This is a genomic window from Candidatus Dormiibacter sp., assembly GCF_050999135.1.
Classification (GTDB): domain Bacteria; phylum Chloroflexota; class Dormibacteria; order Dormibacterales; family Dormibacteraceae; genus Dormiibacter; species Dormiibacter spiritus.
In genome coordinates this window covers 66,526-85,870 of record NZ_JBPCPN010000024.1, presented here as the reverse complement: position 1 = coordinate 85,870, position 19,345 = coordinate 66,526, and the positions used below count along the sequence as shown (strand labels likewise).

Annotated in this window: 20 protein-coding genes; 9 read left to right on the top strand and 11 right to left on the bottom strand. The window is 66.8% G+C overall.

Going from position 1 to position 19,345, the window contains the following annotated elements; translation table 11 throughout:
* Positions 1–14: 14 nt before the first annotated feature.
* On the bottom strand, positions 15–782 hold the full coding sequence (locus ACR2MZ_RS05755) for an SDR family NAD(P)-dependent oxidoreductase (RefSeq protein ID WP_434004112.1): 768 nt from the start codon (positions 780–782) through the stop codon (positions 15–17).
* Between the two features lie 38 nt (positions 783–820).
* Positions 821–2,143 carry an L-fuconate dehydratase gene (locus ACR2MZ_RS05750; protein WP_434004111.1) on the bottom strand — a complete coding sequence of 441 codons (1,323 nt, stop codon included), beginning with the start codon at positions 2,141–2,143 and terminating at the stop codon, positions 821–823.
* Between the two features lie 202 nt (positions 2,144–2,345).
* On the opposite strand from ACR2MZ_RS05750, the gene ACR2MZ_RS05745 reads away from it, so the two are divergent.
* Positions 2,346–3,158, top strand: coding sequence for a fumarylacetoacetate hydrolase family protein (locus ACR2MZ_RS05745; protein WP_434004110.1), 813 nt, complete (start codon positions 2,346–2,348; stop codon positions 3,156–3,158).
* 21 nt (positions 3,159–3,179) lie between these two features.
* Here the strand turns inward: ACR2MZ_RS05745 and ACR2MZ_RS05740 are convergent, their stop codons facing one another.
* From ACR2MZ_RS05740 to ACR2MZ_RS05730, 3 genes are read right to left on the bottom strand one after another with little or no spacing between them, the layout of a single operon-like run.
* Positions 3,180–4,076: an ABC transporter permease gene (locus ACR2MZ_RS05740; protein ID WP_434004109.1), complete on the bottom strand. Its 897-nt coding sequence runs from the start codon at positions 4,074–4,076 to the stop codon at positions 3,180–3,182.
* Positions 4,048–4,968 (bottom strand): ABC transporter permease, encoded by a 921-nt coding sequence (locus ACR2MZ_RS05735; protein ID WP_434004108.1) that lies wholly within the window; start codon positions 4,966–4,968, stop codon positions 4,048–4,050. The genes ACR2MZ_RS05740 and ACR2MZ_RS05735 overlap by 29 nt, the downstream gene beginning before the upstream one ends.
* A gap of 19 nt (positions 4,969–4,987) precedes the next feature.
* A complete protein-coding gene (locus ACR2MZ_RS05730) occupies positions 4,988–6,562 on the bottom strand; it encodes an ABC transporter substrate-binding protein (RefSeq protein ID WP_434004107.1) in 1,575 nt (524 codons plus the stop codon).
* A 167-nt stretch (positions 6,563–6,729) separates the two neighbouring features.
* On the opposite strand from ACR2MZ_RS05730, the gene ACR2MZ_RS05725 reads away from it, so the two are divergent.
* The 5 genes from ACR2MZ_RS05725 to ACR2MZ_RS05705 are packed head-to-tail and all read left to right on the top strand — an operon-like array spanning position 6,730 to position 10,638.
* Positions 6,730–8,208, top strand: coding sequence for a glycerol-3-phosphate dehydrogenase/oxidase (locus tag ACR2MZ_RS05725; RefSeq protein ID WP_434004106.1), 1,479 nt, complete (start codon positions 6,730–6,732; stop codon positions 8,206–8,208).
* Positions 8,198–8,764, top strand: coding sequence for an RNA polymerase sigma factor (locus ACR2MZ_RS05720; protein WP_434004105.1), 567 nt, complete (start codon positions 8,198–8,200; stop codon positions 8,762–8,764). The genes ACR2MZ_RS05725 and ACR2MZ_RS05720 overlap by 11 nt, the downstream gene beginning before the upstream one ends.
* Position 8,765: 1 nt before the next feature.
* Positions 8,766–9,533, top strand: a complete 768-nt coding sequence (locus ACR2MZ_RS05715) for a methylated-DNA--[protein]-cysteine S-methyltransferase (RefSeq protein WP_434004104.1) — start codon at positions 8,766–8,768, stop codon at positions 9,531–9,533.
* Between the two features lie 56 nt (positions 9,534–9,589).
* Complete coding sequence (locus ACR2MZ_RS05710) at positions 9,590–10,024, top strand: universal stress protein (RefSeq protein ID WP_434004103.1); 435 nt, start codon at positions 9,590–9,592, stop codon at positions 10,022–10,024.
* Between the two features lie 11 nt (positions 10,025–10,035).
* Entirely contained in the window at positions 10,036–10,638 is a 603-nt protein-coding gene (locus ACR2MZ_RS05705; RefSeq protein ID WP_434004102.1) for a DinB family protein, read from the top strand.
* Positions 10,639–10,670: 32 nt separating this feature from the next.
* On the opposite strand, the gene ACR2MZ_RS05700 is transcribed toward ACR2MZ_RS05705, so the two are convergent.
* From ACR2MZ_RS05700 to ACR2MZ_RS05680, 5 genes are all read right to left on the bottom strand, one after another.
* Entirely contained in the window at positions 10,671–11,180 is a 510-nt protein-coding gene (locus ACR2MZ_RS05700; RefSeq protein WP_434004101.1) for a phosphoribosyltransferase, read from the bottom strand.
* A 40-nt stretch (positions 11,181–11,220) separates the two neighbouring features.
* The gene (locus ACR2MZ_RS05695) at positions 11,221–12,471 is read right to left on the bottom strand and encodes an MFS transporter (protein WP_434004100.1); all 1,251 of its coding nucleotides are present in this window, start codon (positions 12,469–12,471) and stop codon (positions 11,221–11,223) included.
* A gap of 13 nt (positions 12,472–12,484) precedes the next feature.
* Positions 12,485–14,920: a DEAD/DEAH box helicase gene (locus ACR2MZ_RS05690; protein WP_434004099.1), complete on the bottom strand. Its 2,436-nt coding sequence runs from the start codon at positions 14,918–14,920 to the stop codon at positions 12,485–12,487.
* 160 nt (positions 14,921–15,080) lie between these two features.
* Positions 15,081–15,458 (bottom strand): type II toxin-antitoxin system VapC family toxin, encoded by a 378-nt coding sequence (locus ACR2MZ_RS05685; RefSeq protein ID WP_434004098.1) that lies wholly within the window; start codon positions 15,456–15,458, stop codon positions 15,081–15,083.
* Positions 15,455–15,730, bottom strand: coding sequence for a ribbon-helix-helix domain-containing protein (locus ACR2MZ_RS05680; protein ID WP_434004097.1), 276 nt, complete (start codon positions 15,728–15,730; stop codon positions 15,455–15,457). Before ACR2MZ_RS05680 ends, ACR2MZ_RS05685 begins: the two co-directional genes overlap by 4 nt.
* 66 nt (positions 15,731–15,796) lie before the next feature.
* Here ACR2MZ_RS05680 and ACR2MZ_RS05675 point away from each other — a divergent pair, with 66 nt between their 5' ends.
* The 3 genes from ACR2MZ_RS05675 to ACR2MZ_RS05665 all read left to right on the top strand — a co-directional run bounded on the left by ACR2MZ_RS05675 (position 15,797) and on the right by ACR2MZ_RS05665 (position 18,909).
* A complete protein-coding gene (locus tag ACR2MZ_RS05675) occupies positions 15,797–17,284 on the top strand; it encodes a TIGR03560 family F420-dependent LLM class oxidoreductase (RefSeq protein WP_434004096.1) in 1,488 nt (495 codons plus the stop codon).
* A gap of 66 nt (positions 17,285–17,350) precedes the next feature.
* Entirely contained in the window at positions 17,351–17,569 is a 219-nt protein-coding gene (locus ACR2MZ_RS05670) for a putative toxin-antitoxin system toxin component, PIN family (RefSeq protein ID WP_434004154.1), read from the top strand.
* Positions 17,570–17,706: 137 nt separating this feature from the next.
* Positions 17,707–18,909: a CaiB/BaiF CoA transferase family protein gene (locus ACR2MZ_RS05665; protein WP_434004095.1), complete on the top strand. Its 1,203-nt coding sequence runs from the start codon at positions 17,707–17,709 to the stop codon at positions 18,907–18,909.
* Here the strand turns inward: ACR2MZ_RS05665 and ACR2MZ_RS05660 are convergent.
* Positions 18,871–19,161, bottom strand: coding sequence for a DUF503 domain-containing protein (locus ACR2MZ_RS05660; protein WP_434004094.1), 291 nt, complete (start codon positions 19,159–19,161; stop codon positions 18,871–18,873). The two genes, ACR2MZ_RS05665 and ACR2MZ_RS05660, sit on opposite strands and share 39 nt — an antisense overlap.
* Between the last annotated feature and the right edge of the window lie 184 nt (positions 19,162–19,345).

Sequence of the window (19,345 nt, the reverse complement as noted above, 5' to 3'; positions counted from 1 at the left end):
GGGGACCGGACAGGCTATTTGCCGCCCGTCACGCCTCCGTCGACGACGAGGCCTGAGGCCATTACGAAGCGCGATTCATCGGAGGCCAGGTAGAGGGCGGCGTAGGCCACGTCCTCCGGGCGCCCCAGGTCGCCGCCCAGCTGGCGCTTGCGGATGGAGGCGTAGCCCTCCTCCGGGTCGGCATACGACTCCTTCAGGTAGCGGTCGACGAAGGGCGTCAGGATGGTGCCCGGCATCAACGCGTTGACCCGGATGCCGTGGGGGGCTAGATCCACCTGCATCGACTTGGTCATAGCCAGCACCGCACCCTTGGAAGCGGCGTAGGAGACGCGGCGGGCGAGGCCGATGTCGGCGATGCAGGAAGACATGTTGATGATGCTGCCCGCCTTCCGCTCGATCATGAGCGGCACGACCGCCCGGGTCATCAGGTACACGCCGCGCACATTGACTGCCATGACCCGATCGAAGAGGTCAGGCTCAGTCTCCAGCACGTCACCCACGCCGGCTATGCCTGCATTGTTGAAGAGCACGTCGATTCGACCAAAGCGCTCAGCAGTCCAGTTGGCGAGCGAGCGGGTGTCCTCCGGGTCCGTCACATCCGCGCGGCGCGGCTCAGCTGTGCCGCCGGCGTCGTTGATATCGGCTGCCGTGGAGCCCGCGCTGGCCTCGTCCACGTCGCTCGCCACGACTGTCGCGCCCTCCCGGCCGAAGAGCAAGGCGGACGCCCGACCGATGCCTGACCCGGCTCCCGTGATGACGCAGATCTTGTTCTCCAACCTCACGGCACCTACCCCTCCTGTTCCGTTGAGCAATGCGGCAACTAGGCCGATTCCCTGGAGCGAAGCCCCTGCCACGTGGGACCGTCGGGATACGCGTACTGAGCCAGCGACTCTGGTTTCATCTCGATGCTGTAGCCCGGTGCGCTCGGCGCCTCGTAATGGCCGTGCGAGATGCGACAGGGGTCGAGGAAGTGCTCATGCAGGTGGTCGACGAACTCGCAGATGCGGTTCTCCAGCGAGGCGCCGACGGCAATGTAGTCGAAGATCGCCAGGTGCTGCACGTATTCGCAGAGACCCACCCCGCCGGCGTGCGGGCAGACCGGGACGCCGAACCTCGCCGCCAGGAGGAGTACCGCCAGCACCTCGTTGACGCCGCCCAGGCGGCAGGCGTCGATCTGGCAGTAGTCGATGGCCTGCGCCTGCAGCAGTTGCTTGAAGATGATGCGGTTCTGGACGTGCTCCCCGGTCGCGACACCGATGGGATGCACTGCTTGGCGAATGGCTCGGTGGCCGAGCACGTCGTCAGGACTGGTCGGCTCCTCGATCCACATCGGGTCGACTTCGGCCAGGGCCGCCATGGCCGTGATCGCCTGCTCGACGCCCCAAACCTGGTTGGCGTCGACCATGAGCTTCATCTCGGGGCCCATTGAGGAGCGGAGAATGCGGGCCCGGCGGAGATCGGTTTCTGCATCGGCGCCCACCTTCATCTTGATGTGGCTGAAGCCCTGCTGCTTGGCCGTCTCGACCCGGCCGGGCAGGCTCTCCTCGCTATAGCCGAGCCAGCCGGCAGAGGTGGTGTAGGCGGGAAAACCGTCGCTGAGGATCTTCGCCTCTCGCTCGGCGCGGCCGCTCAGCCTGCTCCGCAGCAGCTCGATCGCCTCGCCCGGCTTCAGCACATCCTCGATGTAGCGGAAGTCGATGCAGTCGACCACCTGCTCCGGGCTGAAGTCGCTGAGCAGCTTCCAGAGAGGCTTTCCCTCCACCTTGGCGTAGAGATCCCAGACGGCGTTGATCAGGGCGCCGGTGGCGAGATGGATCACGCCCTTCTCGGGACCGAGCCAGCGCAGCTGAGAGTCGCCGACCAGGCTCCGCCAGAAGCCACCAAAGTCGGCTGTGATGTCCTCCAGGTCGCGACCGACCACATGGTGCTGCAGCGCCTGGATGGCTGCCACGCACAGTTCGTTGCCGCGGCCGCAGGTGAAGGTGAGGCCGTGGCCGGCCAGGCCCTGGGCATGGTCGGTCTCCAGGACGACGTACGCCGCCGAGTAGTCGGGGTCCACGTTCATAGCGTCAGAGCCGTGCTTCTCGAGCGAGGTGGGGAAGCGCACGTCGTGCGTGACAGCACCGATGATGCGCGTCGGCATGGGCGGGATCATAGCGACGTGAGCGAACCGCCGCTGAAGGCCAGCGGCTTTGGCCGCCATGCGATGTGACGCTGGGCCGCCCCGACTGGCCGGGGTTGACCACGCTAGCCGACTGATCGGGGCGGCGGCGCGTCGAAAACTGCCATCCTGTGCTAAAGGCCCCTTACGCCTCGTCAACTTTGGCTCGGAGGAACCGACAGTCATGATTCTGATCTCGCACCACACCCCGAGGGGAATCGCCCTGGCCAGCAAGGATGGCGGCGGCACAGTTCGCGACCTGGGGACACCGGACCTGGCTGCCGTGATGGCCGGCGGTCTACCGCCGGCAGGAGCCGAGCTGGAGGAGGCGCAGCTCATGCTTGCTCCCTGCGTGCCGAATCCGGGCAAGATCATCTGCGTCGGTCTCAACTACCGGCGTCACGCCGCCGAGGCGGGAATGGCAGTGCCGGAGACCCCAGTGCTGTTCAGCAAGTTCAACAACGCGCTGGCCGCCGCTGGCGAGGACATCCCGCTGCCCGCGGTGGCCGAGCAGTACGACTACGAGGCGGAGCTGGCGGTTGTGATCGGCAAGCGCGCTCAGAACGTCGCCGAGGCTCAGGCGCTGGACCATGTCTTCGGTTACTGCAACGCCAACGATCTCTCAGCGCGGGAGCTGCAGGCGCGGACCAGCCAGTGGCTGCTCGGCAAGTCGCTGGACCACTTTTTGCCGATCGGCCCCTACCTGGTCAGCAAGGAGGAGATCCCCGACGTGACCCGGGTCGGCATCCGCTGCTTCCTTAACGGCGAGAAGCGGCAGGACTCGACGATCGCGGACCTGATCTTCGGCGTGGAGGAGCTCGTGAGCTACCTGAGCCGCCATCTCACGCTGGAGCCGGGCGACATCATCTCCACGGGCACCCCCGAGGGCGTGATTCTCGGTCGCGCCGAGAAGGTCTGGCTCAAGCCCGGCGATCAGGTGGTGGTCGAGGTCGACGGCCTGGGCCGGCTGAGCAACCGGCTGGTCGCGCCGGCGTGAGAGCGGGGACCGGCCCGCCGTCTATTTCATGCGGGGGTCGAGGGCGTCGCGAAGGCCGTCGCCCAGCAGGTTGAAGGCGAGGACGGCGCCGCAGATGCAGAGACCCGGATAGGTGAGCAAACCGGGGTCGCTGAAGATGTAGGTGTGGGAGAAGCCGAGCATGGCGCCCCACTCGGGCGTCGGCTGCTGAACACCCAGCCCCAGGAAGCCCAACCCGGCAGCCACCAGGATGGCGCCGCCTAGCTGCAGGCTTGCCTGGACGATGAGAGGGCCGAGCGAGTTCGGCACCACGTGGCGGAGGAGGATCCGCCAGGACGGCACGCCCAGGGCGCGGGCGGCTTCCACATAGGGAGCTTCGCGGATGGACAGGGCCGAAGCGCGCACCAGCCGGATGAAGCCAGGCATGGCCACGATGGCCACCGAGACGATCACGTTGCGGAGACCGACGCCCAGCGCTGCGACGAGTGAGATCGCCAGCAGGATGCTGGGAAAGGCGAGCATCACGTCCACCACGCGCTGGACGAGCAGGTCGACCCAGCCCCCGAAGTAGCCGGAGACGGCGCCCAGCGGCACGCCGACGACGAGACCAAGCGCCACAGCAGCCAGGGCGAGGGAGAGCGTGTAGCGGGCGCCGAAGAAGAGCCTGACCAGTTCATCGCGGCCCAAATCGTCGGTGCCCAGAGGATGCGCTGCCGAACGAGGGAGGAAGGCCAGGCTCAGATCCTGCGCAGTGGGGTCGGAGCGGAACAGCAGCGGGCCGATCAGGCTGGCGAGCACGAGGAAACCCAGCAGGATCATGCCGGCCACCGCGCTGTTGTGCCGCAGCAGCCGCCGCCAGAGCCTCGGCGCCGACTGCGGCGGCGCCTCGCTCAGAGCGAGCGGCGCGGCGTCAGTCGTACCGGATGCGAGGATCGACATAGGCGTAGAGGAGGTCCGTGAACAGGTTCACGAAGATCAGCGCGGCAGCAAACACGAAGACAGTGCCCTGAACCACGGGGAAGTCGCGGGCGAAGATCGAGTCGACCAGCAGCCGGCCCAACCCCGGCCAGGCGTAGATGGTCTCGGTCAGGATGGCACCCCCCAGCAGGGTGCCGAACTGGAGTCCGATCACAGTGATGATCGGCAGCAGCGCGTTGCGCAGGGCGTGCTTGACCAGGACTGTGGGTCGGTCGGCGCCCTTGGCCCGAGCCGTCCGCACGAAGTCCAAATCCAACACCTCAAGCATCGCTGACCGCGTCTGGCGGGCGATGAAGCCGATCGAAAAGAAGGCCAGGGTCAAGGACGGCAGGATAAAGCCTGTCGGCTGGTTGGCGCCCGCCGCCGGCAGCACGTGCAGGTTGACGGCGAAGAGGATGATCAGCAGCAGCCCGAGCCAGTAGACAGGCATGGAAACACCGAAGACCGAGAAGCTGGAGATGGCGAGGTCGATCGGGTTGTCGTGGTTGGTGGCGGCGACCACCCCGAGGAAGACGCCGATCGCAACAGCCAGGATGGTGCTGATCACCGCCAGCTCCACCGTGTAGGGAGCACGGCTAGCTATCTCGTTGAAAACGGGCTGCCCCGAGCGGACCGAGGTGCCCAGGTTTCCGCGGAGGAGATTGCCCATGAAAATCAGGTACTGGACCAGGAGAGGCTGGTCAAGGCCCAGCTGATGGCGGATGCGATCCACGTCTTCAGGCGTCGCATTGGCGCCGGCGATCACTCGGGCCGGGTCGCCGCCCTGCAGATGGACGAGGGCGAAGATGACTGTCGCCACCCCAAACAGGGTGGGGATGGCGATGAGGACCCGGCGCGCAATGTAGCTCAGCACGCGCCGGGTCCTTGGTCGACTACGCGGGCGAGGCCCAGGACGTCACGAACTGCTCGTTGGCAAGCCCATAGATGCCTTTCACCTTGCTCGTGGTGACTATCGGGTTCTTCTGGTTGTAGAGGAAGATCCAGGGAGCATCCTTCCAGACCAGCTTGCCCGCGCTGCAGTAGTCCTGCTTGCGCTGATTGGCGTCCGTCTCGCCGTTGGCCTTGGTCACCAGATCGGTCACGCTCTGGTTGCTGTAGTACGAAGTGTTGAGGCCCTTGGGCGGAAAGTTGTCAGGGGTCATGATCTGGAACTGTTGCGCAGCATCGAGGAAGCTGGGCGCCCAGCCCAGCAGGTGCATGTCGGCGGTCGCCTGGTCGGGCGGCACATTGACCATGCGCGAGAGGTAGGTGGGCCAATCACTGGGGTTGGCCAACTCAACCTGGAGGCCGACCTTGCGCAGGTCGCCCGCCACTGCCTGCGCCACCTGGTAATCGCCTATGTAGCGGCCCTGGGGGGAGATGATCTTGAGCTTCATTCCCTCGGCGCCGGCGTCCTTCAGCATCTGCTTGGCCTTGTCAGGGTTGTAGTCATACTTGCCGGTGCTGCAATAGCCGAACAGCGCCTTGGACATCGGGGCATCCAGCGGCGTGGCGGCGCCGAACAGGGCGTTCTTGACTATCGCATCCTTGTTCACCGCGTAGTTCAGCGCCTCCCGCACCGCCGGCTTCTGCAGCAGCGGCTGGAACTTGCCAGGGGTATTGATGCTCATGAAGATGGTGCGATCGGAGGGGCCGAGGATGACCTTCAGGTCCTGGCTCTGCTGCAGCGCGGGCAGGTCGTTGGCGGGTGGCAGGTAGGAGACGTCCGCCTGGCCTGCTTTCACCAACGCCTCACGCGTCGCCGCGTCCGGCACCACCTTGTAGACCTGCGCGTCGTAGTTCGGCTTGCTGCCCCAGTAGCTCGGGTTCTTGTCGAAGGTCACGTGGTCGCCGTTGACCCGCTCCTTGAACACGTAAGGCCCGGTGCCGACCGGCTTCTGGATCAGCGCGGGTGTGTTGGGCGCCTGACTGACAGAGTTAGGTGCGATGACAGCGGCGGCGGCCTGGGTCATCGCCCCCAAAAACGGCGGGAAAGGAGTTTTCAGGGTGATCTTGACGTGGCTGTCGTCGACCACGTCTGTGCTCTTGATGACGCGCAGGACGCCTGGCTGGGTCTTGAAGGTTGCGGGGCTCAGCATCCTGTCCAGCGAGAACTTGACGGCCGCTGCGTTGAACGGCTCACCATCGCTGAACTTGACCCCCTGCCGAAGCGTGAAGCTGTAGCTGAGGCCGTCCGCGGCGGCGTCCCATTTTTCGGCCAGGACCGGCTTCAAAGTGTTCTTCTCGTCGTAGGCGAGGAGCGGCTCGGTGATCATCAAGACCATCTGCTGAACAGTGGTGGTGGTCTGCGCGGCCGGATCCAGCGTGTCGGGGTCGATGCCGACCGCCACCGTCAGCGTGCCACCATGCTTGGGGCCGCTCTGCTGATTGGAAGTGCTGGTGCCGCCGCCGCAGGCGGCGATCAGCAATCCCGCCAGCATGAGGAGGCCAAGCGGTCTTGATCTCATTGCTTCTCCTAGAGGAATGGTCGGCTCCGGAAGTGTGGATTATAAGTCTGGACCGTTCAACCTCCAAGCGGCGAACGGAGCCGGGAGGGCGGTGTCAGCTGCGCGGCAGGTGCGGCCATGGTAGCCCGCGGCAAGGTCCGCCAAAGCTGGGGTGCAGAATGACGTTCATGGATAGGGACCGCACGCGCGAGCGCTTGTCGACCGAGGAGTTCGACCTGGTGGTGATGGGAGCCGGGGTGATTGGCGCCCGAATCGCCTTCGAAGCTGCCCACGCCGGCGCCAAGGTGGCGCTGATCGACGCCCGCGACTTCGGCTCCGCCACCTCCAGCGCCTCCTCCAAGCTGATCCACGGCGGCCTCCGCTACCTGCAGATGTATGACTTCGGCCTGGTCCACGAGGCCCATCAAGAGCGGGCCAAACTGCTCGATCGCATAGCGCCTCACCTGGTGAAGCGTCTCGACTTCGTCATCCCGGTCTTCAAAGGTGGCCCGCACAACGTGCCGATGATCGCGGGCGCCATGCTCACCTACGCGGCCCTTTCAGGGTTCCGCCACAGCCATTCTCGAATGGTCGGCCGGAAGGGCGCTCAGCGCTTGATCCCAGCTCTCCAGGGGAACGGGTTTCGCGCCGCCGGCGTTTACGAGGACGCCCAGACCCACGACAGCCGGATAGTCCTGGCCACCGTCCAGGCCGCGGCCCAGGCCGGTGCTGCAGTCATGAACCACCTGCCGGTGACCGAGCTGGAGATCTTGAGCGGCCGCGTGACAGGTGTTCGCTGTGACGGGCTGCGCATCGGCGCCAAGCAGGTGATCAACGCCACAGGCCCTTGGGTCGATCGGATCCGCCTGCTGGAGGACCCCGACGCAGAGCCCATGGCGCGGCTTAGCAAGGGTGTCCACCTGGTTCTCGACGCGCCCCAGGAACCCTGGCACGCCGCCCTCACCACGCCGCTGCCGGGCGGCCGAGTGACCTTTGCGGTGCCGTGGGAGGGGATGCTGCTGCTCGGCACCACCGACACGGAGTACGGGGGAGATCCAGCTGCTCTGGCGGTCACCCCAGACGACGTGGACACGATCCTCGCTGAGGCGGCGACCGGGCTGCCGGCGGAATTGCTGGCACGGGAGCGGATCCGCTACACGTTCGCCGGGCTACGCGTGCTGCCCAAAAGCGATGGCACCACATCGGGCGCCAAACGAGAGGAGGTGGTTCGAACCGGGCCCGCCGGCATGGTGTCGGTCGCCGGTGGCAAGCTCACGACCCACCGCCAGATAGCGCTGAAGGTGCTGCGCCATCTGCCCGACTTCTCGCAGTCGGGCATCACCGACGAGCCACTGCCAGGCCAGGGTCCGCTGCCCGAGCGGCCGGTCGAGGTGGAGCCGAGGATCTGGGACCATCTCACCCACCTCTACGGCGACCGTGCCGCCCACGTCGCGTCGCTGGGGCTGGAACCGATCCATCCCGATGGGCCTGATATCTGGGGCCAGGTGCATCAGGCCCGAAGCCAGGAGTGGGCTCAGACAGTCGACGACGTCATCCGCCGCCGGACCACCCTCCAGATCCGGGGCTTGGCTACCGATGACGTCCGCCGGCGAATCGATGCAACGCTGTCCTCGGAGCCTGTGTTGCAGTCAGTGGATGGCCCCTGAAGAGCTGACCCAATGGCTGGCCCGTGACCTCGATGCCGGCTTCGAGGAGGTGGTCAGAACGCACCAGCACAGGCTTTTTGCGCTGGCGCTGGGAATGTGCGGGAATCCGCACGACGCCGAGGAGGTGGCCCAGGACACGTTCGTCCGCGCCTATCGGGCGCTGAAGCGTTTTCCCCCTGAGCGGTTGGAAGAGCTGAGGCTGGCGGCCTGGCTGTCGCGCATAGCGGTCAACGTGGTGCGCAACCGGGTCCGCTCCCGCCGTCCCGCGTTGGCGTTGCTGGCTGGGGCCGAGGCTGAGGGCGTCGAGGTGCCGGAGCGCCGGGCCGGGCCCGAGCGCACAGTGCTGGCTCGCGCCGGCGTCCGCCGTCTGGCGGGTCTGGTAGCTGCTTTGCCGCGTGCCCAGCGCGAAGCAGTGCTGCTGCATTCGGTGCAGCAGCTGACCTACGCGGAGGTCGCCGGCGCGCTGAATCTGAGCGAGGCGACAGTCAGAAGCAACGTCCACAGAGGTCTGCAGGCGCTCCGCGCGCGGGCCGGTTGGTTGAGCGAGGTGAGCTGAGATGAACATGGTGGAAGAGGCTCTGCATGAGCTGAGCGCAGCCCGAGCCCCTGACGGGTTCCTGGAGCGGACGCTCCGCGCCTGCGGTCTGCGCGACTCGTACGCGAAGGTGGCCACGCCCATCGGCGATTATTTCGTGGCCTGGCGGGGGAACCGCGTCTCCGCGGTGTCGCGGGCGGATAAGGGCCTGGAATCCTTCCTGAACTGGTTCGCCAGCGAGGTGGGCCGATCCCTGGAACCAGCTGAGGGCGTCCCCGCGCTGATCCGCCGTGCCCTGCTGGCGACGCGGGGACAGGGATTGAGCTACGACTTCGGTCAGCTGACAGAATTCGAGCAAGCAGTGCTGCGCAAGACACTCGAGATCCCCCGCGGTGAGGTGCGCAGCTACGGCTGGGTGGCGCGGGAGATCGGTCGACCTGGCGCTGTGCGGGCGGTCGGAACCGCTCTGCGCCACAACCCCATCCCTCTGCTCATTCCCTGCCACCGAGTGGTCAGGGGCGACGGAGAGCTAGGAAACTATGCCGGCGGGCACCCCGAATTGAAGAAGGACATCCTGAAACTGGAGGGCCTGGACCTCGGTTGGCTGGAGGATCTGGCTCGGCGCCACAAGCGCTTCCTGGGCAGCCGCACGACTCACGTGTTCTGTCAGCCAACTTGCTCCCACGCTCGCCGCATAGCGCTTGACAACCGAGTGGAGTTCAGTGCCGAGCAGGAGGCCAGGGCGGCTGGTTACAGGCCGTGCCGAGACTGCCGGCCCGTGGCGGCTTAGGATCTCAAGCAAGAGATCCCGACAGCAACCGTCCGACTGCGAAGGAGGCTCGCCCCATGTACAGCCGCATATTGGTATCGGTCGACAGGTCCAGCGACTCGCAGAAAGCCGTGGCGGCTGCTGCCGAGCTGGGCGCGAAGTTCGGTTCTGACGTGCTTGTCGTTCACGCGCCGGACATACCTCGAGCCGTCGTGACGGGGCACGGCGCTGTGCCCGCCAGCGATACCGGCATGGAGAGCGAGGCCGAGGCGCAGCAGATGGTGGATGAGGCAGTGGCCGAGCTGGAGCGGGCGGGCGTCAGGGTCACCGGCCAAGCGCTGACCGGCGGTCGTGCGATCGCGAGTGAGATCTTGGCCGCCGCCGAACGGCATCAAGCAGATCTCATAGTGCTCGGCTCGCGGGGCATGTCGTACATCTCGGAGTTCATGCTCGGCAGCGTGGCGCACAAGGTCATCCACCTGGCCAAGTGTCCCGTGCTGCTGGCTCGCTGAGGCCCAGCAAAATGAGCCATGACGAGCGTCGGGTCTTCGTGCTGGCCGATCAGGCTTTGCAGCGGGTGGTCGATCAGATTGGGGACGGGCAGTGGCAGATGAACATGCCGGCCGAGTTCCAGCGGAGGCAAACGGACAAGCCCGTCACGCTGCGCGAGATCATCAACTACCACGCCTACGACGAGGCCTGGGTGCCCGATATGCTGGCCGGCCTGACGATGGCTGAGGCGGGGCAGGACAAGTTCCAGGGCGACCTTCTGGGCGACGACCCCAAGGCCAGCTTTGCCGCCCTCGTCGCCCAGGCCTGCGCGGCGGTCCAGGGTCTGGACGACTTCCAGCGCACCGTTCACTGCTCGTTCGGTGACTATTCGGCTCAGGAGTATCTCTGGCAGATCAGCGGGTTTCGCGGCCTGCGCGCCAACGACATCGCCAAGGTGATCGGCGTGGATCCAACGCTGCCCGACGAGCTCGTCGAGGGGCTCTGGGCCCAGATCGAGCCTCAGGCGGAGGAGTTGCGGGGGATCGGAGTCTTCGCTCCCAAGGTCCAGGTCCCTGAGAGCGCGAGCCTGCAGGATCGGCTGCTGGGGTTGACGGGCCGCCAACCGAACGGCTGAGACCCGCGCGGCCGAGGCTAAGGACGCTTTCGCTAAGCTTCCGCGACCCGGACGCCGCTCACCACCGGCGGCTGGCTCGACCAGGGGAAGAGCACCCAGCTGTCAGTGCGCTTCCAGACGTAGTCGCACTTGACAATCGAACGGCTCTTCTCGTAGATGACAGCCGATCGCGCCTCGACCACATGGTCGGCGCAGAAGTCAGTGACCAGCTTCAGGGTGTGGCCAGTGTCGGCCACATCATCCACCACCAGCACCGAGGCTCCCTTGATGTCGACGACGTTCAGCAGCGGCGGCAGCATGACCGGCAGGTCCAACCGCTGATCGATGCCCGTGTAGAACTCGACGTTCATGGTGAATAGGTTCTTCACTCCCAGCGCGTAGGAGAGGCAGGCGGCCGGTAGCAGGCCGCCCCGGGCGACGCCCAGAATGATCGTGGGCCGGTAGCGGCTGTCGGCCACCATCTGGGCCAGGTCCCTGCCCGCCTCGCCGAAGAGGTCCCAGGTGAGGACCTCGCGGGCCGGCGCAGCGTCTTCGCTCAGCATCGTCCTAAGGCTAGTTGACTGTCCGCGAGCGAGTGCTTCTCTACCTAGAGTCGGGCGGCCCACAGGAGTCGTCAAGACGGAAGCGCCTGACCCTGGTGGCGACCAGGCAGCGGGCAGCGCCGAGCGCCCCCAGCGTGCCGATCCACAGGGCCGGATGAAGACCCAGCCATTGACCGAGCAGGCCCCCGGCCAGGGCTCCCAGGGGCCGGACCCCCCAGTTGAGCTGGTCGCTGGCAGCGGTGACTCTTCCCATCAGATGCCCCGGAATCAGCGCCTGCAGCATCGTGCTGGCGTTGGCGTCGAGCAGCATCAGCCCGATTCCGACAATGATGGAGCCGGCACCGATGATCGCCGTCGCGGTCAGGGGCGGTCCGAAGGCGAGCGGGACCGCCAGGAATCCACCGGTGAACATCACCTCCCCCGCAACCATGGTCCGTCCGATTCCGGCCTGCCTGGCGAGCGGCGCGGCCGCCAGACTGCCGATGATCGCGCCCAATCCCGCGAGGACCGGCGGAATCCCGATCAAGACCGGCGGCAGGTGGAGCGCCCTGACCATGTAGAGCACGGCGAGCGCCCAGTAGATGAAATTGAAGAAGTTCATAGTGCTCACCACCACGTAGAACGGGCGGAGGATCGGATGCGAAAAGGTGAAGCGCACTCCCTCGCTGATGCCCTGCCAGAGCGATTGTGGTGATCCCGCCGGCGGCGGCTCGTGGGCCCGGATGCCTGTCACCAGGCCGGCTGAGGCTAGAAAGGAAGCAGCGTCAGTTAGCAGGGCAAGGGGCGGACCGATGACCTGAACGAGCAGACCGGCCACGCCCGGCCCGGCGAGGAAGCTGAGTGAGCGGCTGAGCGACAGCCGGCCGTTGGCGGCCGGCCGCAAGGGACTTGCGACCAGCGACTGCAGGCGCCCCGAGTAGGCCAGCCGGAAGAGAACCTGAAGCGCACCGGCGGCGAACGCGATCAGGTAGAGAGCCTGAATGCTGAGGTGTCCAGACAGGGCGAGTGCCGGGACGGATCCGATCAGCAAGGCGCGACCCAGGTCGGCGAAGATCATCACCGGCTGGCGCCGATGCCGATCGACCAGGACTCCGGCGGGCAGGTAGAGGAGCAGATGGGGAAGAAGTCCAAAGGCGGTCAGGAGCCCCATCTGAAGGGCACCGGCGCCCAGCGTGATCGCTGCAGTCAGCGGCAGGGCCAGCGAGGTGACGGCGTCACCGAACAGTGAGATAGTCGCCGCGCCCCAGAAGAGCCTGAAGCTGCGGCCGGCCAGCCCCTCACGATCGGTCACGCCTCTGGACCGCTCAGGTGCGGCTGATCACGTCGCGTTCCATCCGAACGACCGCTGCTCGCACTGTCGCTTGGAGCGGGTGACGACTCTCCCGCAGGGCGTGATCCAGTTGGCGCAGCGTCGAGTAGAGGGACTTCATAGCCTTGATCGCATCGCCGATGTCGACGTTCTGGGGCAGGGGGATCGAGTCCATGGGGTCGCCCAGCGCCCAGTGGTAGGCGAAATCGATGTAGTCGTATGACGGCGGCCGCAGATTGGGCTCGTCCACGTCCTGCTCCAGTTCGGCGAACCGGTTGTAGAGCGAACGGAGCAGCCGCGACACTTGCCCGACGGCCGGAGTGGGGTAACGCCGGGGCTGTCGCGGTCCGCGATCCCGACCGCGATCCTCAGCCGCCAGCATGACGGTGAGGGCGCAAAGCTCCTCGGGCCCCAGCCCCTCGAAATACCCCTGCCAGAGAGCCTCGACGAGCACGAGTGAGTTCTCCCCGTAGACGCGGGCGGTGAGCAACCCCTTCTCAGTCGGCTTGTCGCCCTCGATGAAGCCCGCCTCGCCCAGCACCCTGTACAGCCGCCGCAGCTTGCGCTGGTACTGGTCGTTCTGCTCGACCTTCGTCCGCTCGCCCTGCTTCAGCTCCCGCTCCAGCTCTCGCTGCTCGCCGAAGCCGGCCAGGTGCTCGCCGAAGCGCGGACAGCCCGTGATCCGGGATTTGCGCTGCCGCTCCTGCAGCGCCTGGCGCTCCTCCTCCAGACGGTGCAGTTGGCGGCCCGCAAGGCCGTGAGGACGGCCGCGGAAGCCGCCCTGGCCCCGCCGCCGAGTCGGCACGGGGACCGCCTCCCGCCGGAGCCGCCGCGTCTCCAGGCGGATGGAGCGCAGCCGGTCCTCGTTGCGCAGGTAGTCGCTCACGTCCTTGGGCCGGCAGCGCTCGCAGTCCCAGGTGGCGCTCAGGTCCTCCAGCCGCAGCCGGACGTTCTCTAGCCGCTCCTGCAATTCACCGGCGGCAGTGCGCAGCTGGAACTGACCGAAGGAGCGCAGCATCAGCTCGTCGGCCTGCTCTGGCGTGTAGATGCGGAGCAGATTGAGCGCCATGTTGTAGGTGGGCAGGAACTTGGAACGGATGACAGGCCCGGGCCCCATGGCCACCTCGTAGATGGTGCCGATGTCCACGTCCTGCTCCTTCAGGATCACGCCGTGGCCACGGATGTCGATCCCGCGGCGGCCGGCGCGGCCCATCAGCTGCGTCAGCTCGCCCGTGGTCAGGTTGGCGAAACCCACGCCGTCGAACTTGCTGAAGGAGGAGACCACCACCGCCTTGGCAGGCATGTTGATGCCCAGAGCCAGAGTCTCAGTTGCGAAGACCACCTTGATCAGGCCCGCTTGGAAGAGCTCTTCGACCAGCTCCTTGTGATAGGGCAGCAGGCCAGCATGGTGGGCGGCCAGGCCACGCAGCAGCATGTTGCTGTCCACCATGCGCCTGAACAATGCCGCCTCGTCCGCGTCCACCAGTGACTCCAGCCGCTGCTGGGCGAGCCGCTCGATCCGTGCCTTCTCGTCGTCGCTGGTCAGGTCCAGGCCGTGATAGGCGCAGCGCTGGAGGGCTTCCCGGCAGCCCCGGCGGGAGAAGATGAAGTAGATGGCCGGCAGCATCTGCTGCTCGGACAGCTGCTCGACCACCTTCAGCATGTCGTTGGCCGGAAGTCGCCTGAAGCCGTGCGCCTGGCTCATCGCCTCGTCCTCGCGCAGCGCGCGCTGCCAGGTGTCCTGATGAACCTTGCCGTGGCTGTCGAAGAGCGGCCTGAAAACGTTCCGCATCGAGAGCCAGAGCCGCAGCTCGGTCGGCCGCTCGGCGTGGTAGACGGTGGCGATGGGACCCCGGTTCTCCGCCATCCAGGTGGCGAGCTCCCGGTAGTTGCCAACCGTCGCCGAGAGGCCTACGAACTTGATCTGGCTGGGCGCCTGGATGATCACCTCTTCCCAGACTGAGCCGCGCGGAAAGTCGTCGATGTAGTGAACCTCGTCCAGGACCACATAGCGCACGCCGTCCAGTCGGCTCAGGTCCTCGTAGATGAGGTTGCGCAGGATCTCCGTCGTCATGACGACTATGGGCGCGCGGTCGTTGATGCTGTTCTCACCGGTGACAAGACCCACGAGGTCGGCTCCGTACTGGCGGACGAAGTCGCGGTATTTCTGGTTGCTGAGTGCCTTGAGCGGAGTGGTGTAGATCACCTGCACGCCCTCGCGCAGGGCGCGGAAGTTGCAGTAGTCGGCGACCACCGTTTTGCCGCTGGAGGTGGGGGCGCAGACGAGGACGCCCTGGTGGGTGTCCAGCTTCTCGATCGCCTCGCGCTGAAAGGGATCGAGCGGCCAGGGGAGGCTCTCCTGAAAGCCTTCGAGATAGGTGAGGGCGTCCGTCGCGATGCTGGCAATGCTAAAGTGCCGGGCGGACGGCAATGCTGGGCGGCGTCAGGATGTGCGCCCTACTCGGGGTGCGTCATCGCCTCGACGCCGCTTTCGGGCGTCCACCGAATCAGTCGCCTGGCCGCGCCGAACCTGATGAAGGCGGCGCTGGGGATGAGAGCCGTCCTCGTCACCCGGACGGGTCGGTCCCGCCTCAGTAGGCGGGCCTGAGACCAGCCAGCATGGGGAAGTGGCGCACGTTGGTTGTCAGCAGCCTCGCATCCAGAACGAGTGCGGTCGCGGCGATCAGGTAATCCGCGGCGTCGATCCCGCTGAAGGCGCCGCGGTGCTGGCGCGCCAGCTCGCCTGCCGTCCGGGCGATACCTTCACTCACTGGTATCCAGACGATTGCCGAGCAAAACTGCTCGAGGGCCTCCAGCTCATCGTCTCGAGCACCCGCCAGGAGCTCGAAGCGAACGACCTCGTTGCCGAGGACGGGCTGTGCTTCCGCGATGAGCCGTTTGAGCAGACTGACCGCCGGCTGGAAGCCGCGCAGGTGATCGATCGCAACGCTGGTGTCGAGGATTCTCACTCCAGCCCGAACCGACGGAGCCGCTCATTCAGGTCGCCGCGCAGCGCGTCCACATATTCAGCCCCCGTCCAGGTTCGCCCGCTCCAGGAGCCGGCGCTGGCGTCGAGGGCGCGGAGCCTCTCGGGCTTTGTCTTCTGGCCGAAGGTGCCGCGAACTGCGCGCCGGATCAGCTCGGAGCGGGTTGCCCCGGTTGAACGTGCAGCACGATCGAGAAGCCCCAGCTCCTCGTCGCCCAGGTAAATCTGCGTCCTGCCCACGGTGTCACAATACACCACTATGTGTCGGCTCCTGCTCGGTGGTTCGTGCTGCGGCGGGCGCGGCGGCGCAGACTTTGGGTCATGGCTGACGCTCTGAACCTGCCATCACCATGCGTCGTGGTGCTGGTCGGACCGGGTGCTTCCGGCAAGTCGGCCTGGGCAGCTGCTAATTTCCCGCCCGAAGCCATCGTCTCCAGCGACCGGCTGCGGGCCCTGATCGGTGCCGGTGAGGGCGATTTGACGGCCAGCTCGGATGCGTTCGCGCTGCTTGAAGACGTCGTCCGGAAGCGCCTCGCCAGGGGTCTCACCACGGTGATCGACACCCTGGGTCTGGACGCCGGGCGACGAAGGGAGTGGCTGGCCCTTGCCCGGCGTCACCAGCTCGCCTGCGTAGCCGTTGCCTTCGACACCCCGGCCGGCGAGTGCCGGGCGCGCAACCGGGACCGGGCCAAGCGGATCCCGGCCGACGTGCTGTCCGCGCAGTTGGCCAGGTGGCCTCGGACTCTCGAGGAGCTGACCGGCGAGGGTTACGACGCCGTTCTCACGCCGAGGCCAGTGCGTGTGGTCCCCAGGGCCTTCGTCGAGGCACCGACGGCGGTCCGGCGTCACCACGAGGAACCGAAGGGACTGCGCTTTGGTCTGCACCTGGGCAGCTTCACCTTCCCCGGCGGCTCACAGGCCACAGCCAGCCGGCTGCGCCTGATCGCGGAAGCAGCGGAGGCTGCCGGCTTCGACGCCATCTACGTCATGGACCACTTCCGCCAGATCCCGCAGGTTGGCAGGCCCTGGGAGGACTTCCTGGATAGCTACACGACGCTGGCCTACCTCGCAGCCTGCACCGAGCGGGTGCAGCTGGGCGCGCTGGTGACCGGGATCACCTACCGCCACGTCGTCCAGCTCGCCAAGATCGTGGCCACCCTCGACGTGCTGAGCGGCGGGCGCGCTGTCTGCGGACTGGGATTGGCCTGGTTCAAAGAGGAGCACCTCGCCTACGGAGTGCGCTTTCCTCCGACCCGGGAGCGCTACGCCCTGCTCGAGGACGCCCTGCAGCTGTTTCCCCTGATGTGGGGACCGGGCCGCCGGTCCTTCGAGGGAAAGCTGCTGACGGTGCCGGAGACCGCCTGCTACCCGCGCCCGCTGCAGGAGCACGTGCCGATCATCTTGGGCGGCGGCGGGGAGCTCCGGACGCTGCGGCTCGCGGCGCGGTACGCCGACGCCGCCAACGTGTTGGGAGATACGGCCACCGTTTGGCGCAAGGCGGCGGTCCTGCGCGCGCACTGTGAAGAGATCCGCCGCGATCCGGCGGAGGTCCGGCTCACTCATCTGTCGACGGCGCTGGTGGGTGCCGACGATCACCAGGTGGTCGAGCTGGTGGAGCGGCTCCGGCCCCGGCGGCAGGACCCGGCCCGGTTCGCGAGGGCTGTCAACGCCGGCACCATCGGGGACCATGTGGGCAGGTTTCGGGAGCTCGCCGACGCTGGTGTGGCGGAGGTCATGATCCGTCTGCCCGACGTGGCCGATCCCGACGCCCTGGAGCGGACCGCCAAGGTCATCCGGGCCTTCCGGTGAGAAGGGTCAAGAACAGACGCCGATCGAAGCTCGCCCGGTAGGCCGTATCCCGGAGCTGCCAGCGAGATCCGTCACGAGCTGATGACGCTGGTTGACGTGATTCAGCCGGATCGGTTTCCTGACGTGTGCAGCGATCCGGACGACAACCAGGTTCTGGCGGCGGCCGCCTGGGGAGCAGCGAAGGTGATAGTGACTGGAGACAAGGATCTGCTGACACTGGCGGCGTACCAAGGCGCCGCCATCATGTCGCCTTCGGCGTACTCGCAGGTTCTGCTTAAGTCCTGACGGCAAAGGGCCAGGCGCTGGAATCGATTGGCGGCATACGGTGCTGTGCCGCCGTTCTTCGCGGAGCCAGACGCGATAAATGCGGGTGGGGCCAGGAGGCGCCGACACCGCGCTTCGGCAGGTGCTAGCTTGCTGGAATGAGCGCGCCTCAGCCTCTGGCCGACATCCGTGTCTTCGACTTGACCCACGCGCTTGCCGGGCCCTACTGCACGATGCTGCTGGGCGACCTGGGCGCGGATGTCGTGAAGCTGGAGCCACCCGGCGGCGACCACGCCCGCCAATGGGGACCGCCCTTTCTGGGCGGCGAGTCGACCTACTTTCTGTCAGTCAACCGCAACAAGCGCAGTGTGGTCCTCGATCTCAAGTCAACAGCGGGTCTGCACACCGCGCAGGAGCTGGCGCTGGCCTCTGACGTGGTGGTCGAGAACTTCAAGCCCGGGACCGCCGAGCGGCTCGGGCTCGGTTCTGAGCAGCTCCGGGGGAGCAAGCCAGAGCTCATCTACGCTTCGATCAGCGGTTTTGGCGCCGAGCATCCGGAGCTGGCCGGCTACGACCAGATCGCTCAGGGCACGAGCGGCATCATGAGCCTCACCGGTCCCCCCGGCGGCACTCCGCACAAAGCGGGCGTGCCGATCGGCGACATCACCGCCGGCATGTTTGCAGCGCACGCAATCCTGGCCGCCCTGCTGGAGCGGGAGCGCGGAGGCGGCGGCCGGACCATCGACGTGGCACTCAACGACTCCCTGCTCGCCCTGCTCACCTATCAGGCAGGTCGCTACTTCGCCAGCGGTGAGCCGCCAGGCCGCGACGGCAACTTCCACGCCACAATCGCGCCCTACGGCATGTACCGGACCAGCGACGGCTTTCTCAACATCGCAGTCGGCTCCGACGGCCAGTTCCAACGCTTCTGTGAGGTGCTGGAAGCGCCCGAGCTGGCCCGGGATCCGCGCTTTCTCAGCAACGCCAAGCGGCAGGCGGCGCGCGATGATCTGACGCTGGAGCTGGAGGATCGCCTGAGACGTCGCACTCGCGCCGACTGGCTGGCTCGCCTGTCAGCGGCGGGGGTGCCGGCGGGTCCCATCCATGATCTCGCGGAAGCCTTTGCCAGCCCGCTGGCCCAGGCGCGCGAGATGCGGCTGGAGGTGGAGCATCCGACGGCTGGTTGGTTGAGCCAGGTGGGCGCTCCCTGGAAGCTGGACGGTGGCTCCAGCCCTGTGCGGCTGCCGCCACCCACACTGGGCCAGCACACGGCTCAGGTCCTGAGCGAGGTGCTTGGCTACGACGCTGAGCGGGCGCAGGCGCTAGATGCGGAGCAGCTGGGTCGAGACAGAGCTCACTAGCAGCTCGCGAGCGTTCTCCTCGACGTAGGCGAGCACGCTGGCCAGCACCTGATCGGCGTGGCGACCGTCATTGGAGACGCAGGCCACCGCCAGTGCCGCCACCTGCCAGCGATCGAGCTCACCCACCTCTGCCGCAGCCACCTGAAAGCGGGTACGGATCCGTGCGAGAAGCCCGCCCACCACCTGCCGCTTGTCTTTGAGCGAAGCGCTCTCCGGCAGATGCACCGTGAAGCGCAGCACCCCTATGACCACGGAAGGCCAATCTAATGGCGGTCCGGACCCGAGCCGTGGAAGTTGCGCAAGGCTCCGGGAAGCCGCTGAGCGAGATTGCCTCGCTGTTCACGCACCGGTCTTAGGTCGGCCGAACTCCGAATCGCCACGCCGGTAAGCGACGGGCCCGGGCGCGAGTGGAGTTTGACTAGCATCGCTATCACGA